Annotated in this window: 2 protein-coding genes and 1 pseudogene; all 3 read right to left on the bottom strand. The window is 69.3% G+C overall.

The features are described 5' to 3' along the window. A pseudogene (locus ACR2JA_RS19565) lies at positions 1 to 676 on the bottom strand (hypothetical protein); the annotation flags it as partial. After that, positions 673 to 1752, bottom strand: coding sequence for a hypothetical protein (locus ACR2JA_RS19560; RefSeq protein ID WP_434010732.1), 1080 nt, complete (start codon positions 1750 to 1752; stop codon positions 673 to 675). The pseudogene ACR2JA_RS19565 and the gene ACR2JA_RS19560, both read right to left, overlap by 4 nt. A gap of 31 nt (positions 1753 to 1783) precedes the next feature. Further along, the gene (locus ACR2JA_RS19555; RefSeq protein ID WP_434010731.1) at positions 1784 to 3571 is read right to left on the bottom strand and encodes an adenylate/guanylate cyclase domain-containing protein; all 1788 of its coding nucleotides are present in this window, start codon (positions 3569 to 3571) and stop codon (positions 1784 to 1786) included. Positions 3572 to 3787: the final 216 nt, after the last annotated feature.

Here is a 3787-nt window from a genome sequence, read left to right as displayed (position 1 = left end):
GTTCGTGGCCGTAGCCCAGGTCGGTGGGCGTGGGGCCGGCGCGGCGCGGGTCCAGCGGCACCGGGCGCGGCGTGGCGGCGGCGCGGCCGTGCGGCCCTTCGGTCGCGTCCTGGCGCCAGAACGCGGCCACGCGGGGCTGGCCTGACGCGTCCAGAAAGTCGGCATGTCCCAGTGCGATGCCATCGTCGATGACCACCACCACCGGGCCGGACACCTGGGCGGGCCTGCGCGGCGCAGCGCGCCCGGGGCGGGCGATGGCCTGCGGCGCCAGACCTCGGGCATGGTGGCCGACCGGCAGGCCCAGTTCGCAGCGTTGCACCCGGCCGTGCAGCGCACCACCGGGCGACAAGGCGTCAAAGAAGCCGTGCTTGGCCCGTGCCGTGCAAAAGCGCAAGCCGTGCCAAGTCAGATAGATGCGCGGCACCTGTAACCAAGTCGGGTCGCTGTGCGCCACCAGATCGGCCACGCCTACACCGGGTGCCAGCTCGATCAGCAGCGGCAGCCATTCGGGATCGGCCAGCGCCCCCAGCGGTGAGCGGAAGCCCTCGAAGCCGCTGGTTTCGGCCCAGGCGAGGTAGGGGTCGCCATGGGCATAGGTCTGCGCGGCCGACCAGTCCAGCCCGGTGAAGCGGCCCGGCGGCAGCGCCTGCCAGCCCCCGGTGGGGCGGCGGCTCACTGCCACTCCTTGACGGCCTCGTTCCAGAGCCAGGCCATCAGCGGGCCGGTGGGCAGGGTGAACGCCGCGCCCAGCTGCTGGCCCGACTCGCCGTTGTCGATCGAGTCCTGCAGGTCGAAGTCACGCGCCGCGCCGCGCGGGCCGCTGTACGTGCTCCCCTTGAACTCGCGCTCCTTGAGCGACTGTCCGCTGCAGCGCCCCACCATGAATTCGCCCAGCAGGGTGCCCAGCACGCGGCCGCAGGCCGAGTCCACCGGGTAGTGCACGCCCGCCACCGTGCGGTTGACGGCGATGCGGTAGGCCTGGCGCTGCAGCTGTTCCTTCGTGGCGCCATGGCTGTCCTGGTGTGCGGGTCCGGGCCGCGCGGTGCGCAGCAGGGCGTCCAGCAGGGTGGCCACAGTGAAGGCTTCGGTTGCGTGGCCGCTGGGGTAGGCCCCGTGGCCAGGCGTGGGGATCATGGGCTGGAGCTGCGGCGACAGCTCCACCGGCCGCACCACCGCGAAGATCTGCTTGAACCGCATTTCCACATGGTTGGCCAGTGCAAAGGCCAACGCCATGAGCTGGTAGGTCTTGGGGCGGCGGTGGTCTTGTGCGCCGATGATGGCGGCCCAGAAGGGCACGGGCAGGCCGGTTTGCGACAGGATCTCGGCGCCACGGTCGCCGCGCAGGTCGGCGTAGGCCGCGACCAGTTCGGTCTGGGCCTGGAGCAGTTCCAGGCCGGGTGCCGTGAGGCTCAGCAGGCCGCGTTGCTGGCAGCCCTTCTTGCCGAGGGCCACGTGGTGCAGGCCGGCCTTGCCGCGTTGCGCACTGAACTGCAGGCCTTCCACCAGCTCGCTGAAGCAGGCGGCCACGCGCGGGCCCTCAGACCAGAGCTTGAGGTTGGCCGGATCGTTGAAGTTCGGCACCGGCGGGGTGATGACCGCTCCCTCGAACGGGCCGGCGATGGCGTTGCGGTTGAGCACGAGGGCCTCAGCGGAGGTGACCACCATCCCCATGCCACCCATGCCACCCATGCCACCCATGCCACCCATGCCACCCATGCCACCCATGCCACCCATGCCACCGTAAATGCTCATTGCAGGAAACCTCCAAAAGATGAGAAGTGGGCTACTCGGGAAGCCCCAGCGCCTTCATGGCGCGAGCGCCCCGTATCCGCAGCGGACTGCTGCTTCCGTAGGATAGAAAGCCCGATACGGTGAGTCCGGGTTGAATCGCCACGATCCGGTCCAGTGTTGCCTTCGCCTCCCGCTCGCGGCCCAGCTCGTATTGGGCCGTCATCAGCACCCGCATGGTCGCGAGGTAGTAGCGGTTGCGCTGCAGCGACCGCTGACACAACTCGACGGTCTTGGGCAGGTCGTTGGCCATCAGGTAACTGTGCGCGACCAGCATTTCAATGAAAAAGCGCTGCGGGTCCAGCGGTGACAGTTCCAGTGCCCGCTCGGATTCGCGCACCGCATCGGCCGGGTCGCCCCACATGGTCGACCAGAAACCGGCGTACAGCCAGGCGTTGTGGTCGTTGGGATTGGCCTGCGTGGCCTGCAGCAGCAGCTGGCGCGACTCTTCGAGCTGGGTGCCCAGGTGGCACTGCACATGGCCCTTGATGGCTAGCGCCAGCGAGCTGTGGGGTTCGAGGTCCAGCGCGCGGTCGGCGATGTCGATCGCCTGCCGGAACTCGCCGGGGGCATCGGCGCTACGGCCTTGGATGATGTTGAGGATGTGCCACTTGGCCATCCAGGCCCAGGGGGAGGCCACGCGGCGGTGGCGTTCGGTCACGGCGTCCAGCAACTCGCGGCTGCGCTCAAGGTCGCGCGCGGTGGACCGGTGCATCAGCGCGATGCCGCCCAGCAGCAGCGCGTTGCTGTCGAGCTGGGGGCAGGGCAGGATGGTCGCGCGCTGCACGGTGTTCTCGATCACCGCCTGGCTGGCGCTGTCGGTCAGCGCCTGGATGAGCTGGCTGTCGGCGTGCAGCAGGTCGGCGATGCTGCCCGTCACCCGGTCGGCCCACACCACGTCGCTGCGGCGTGCGTCGCTGAGTTCGGCCATCACCACCACGCGGTCGCCCAGCACGCTGTAGCTGCCGCTGAGCACGTAGCCCGAACCCAGGTGCGCCTGGATGTCGCTGAGCTGCGCGCCGCGGCCGCGAAAGGCGGTGGTGGACAGGCGCGAGATCACGCGCATCTGCCGGCTGCGCGAGAGCTGGGCGATCACGCCGTCGGCGATCAGTTCGCCGATCACCTGGTGCTCATCGAGGCCGGTGCTGCAGTCCAGCGGGATGACAGCGATGGTCGGGCGCAGGTCTTCCTGCGCGGGGGGCAGCGACGCCTTGAAGGCGACCATTCCGGTGCTGTCGGCTGGCCGCACGCGCCAGGTGCGCACCGGTTCGGGCCAGTGCTTGAGGTAGCTCTCGCCCATGTCATCGAGCTCGCCGTCGACGCCGTCAACGATGCCGTCGCGGATGTTGGCCGTGACCACGGTCTCGCCCGGGCCGGCCAGGGACGCCACCCGTGCGGCCAGGTTCACCCCGTGGCCGTACACATCGCGGGCATCCACGTAAAGGTGCGTGCCATTGAGCCCCGCACGCAGGTGCAGTTGCTGGTCGTGGGGCAGGGCGGCGTTGACCGTGTCGAAGAAACGGTGGAAGTCCAGGGCCGCTCGCACCGCGTCGGATGCGCTGGAGAACTCGGCCAGCAATCCGTCGCCCAGGCTCTTGACCAGCCGGCCCCGCCACTGCGGCAGCACCGTCGCCTGGGCGTGCTGCATGAAACGGTGCCAGTGGCCGACCACGGCCGCTTCGTTGGCGGCCATCAGCCGCACCGACTCCACCAGATCGACCACCAGCACCACCTTGTTCTGCTGCATCGGCAGCGGTGCCTCCTGCTCAGCGGCGGGGAGCACAGGTTCTGGATGGGTACGCAGTGGCTTGGTGTCGGTCATGCCGGTGGGTAAGTGAACGCCTGGAATCAGTTTCTCACACTCGCTTGCATCCGGCGTGCTGTCGGTGTCTCGTGCGGTCGTGTACCGATCGCGGGTGCCGTGGACGAAAAAAAATCCCCGGCGTGCAGGGGGGTTTTGGCGGAAACCCCGCCGCCGGGGGCCGGGTACCGGACCATT

Origin of the sequence: Hydrogenophaga sp., assembly GCF_051007235.1 — a bacterium.
In the GTDB taxonomy this organism is placed as follows: Bacteria; Pseudomonadota; Gammaproteobacteria; order Burkholderiales; family Burkholderiaceae_C; genus Hydrogenophaga.
The sequence above is the reverse complement of the archived record's forward strand: the minus strand, read 5'-3'. Positions and strand labels throughout refer to the sequence as shown.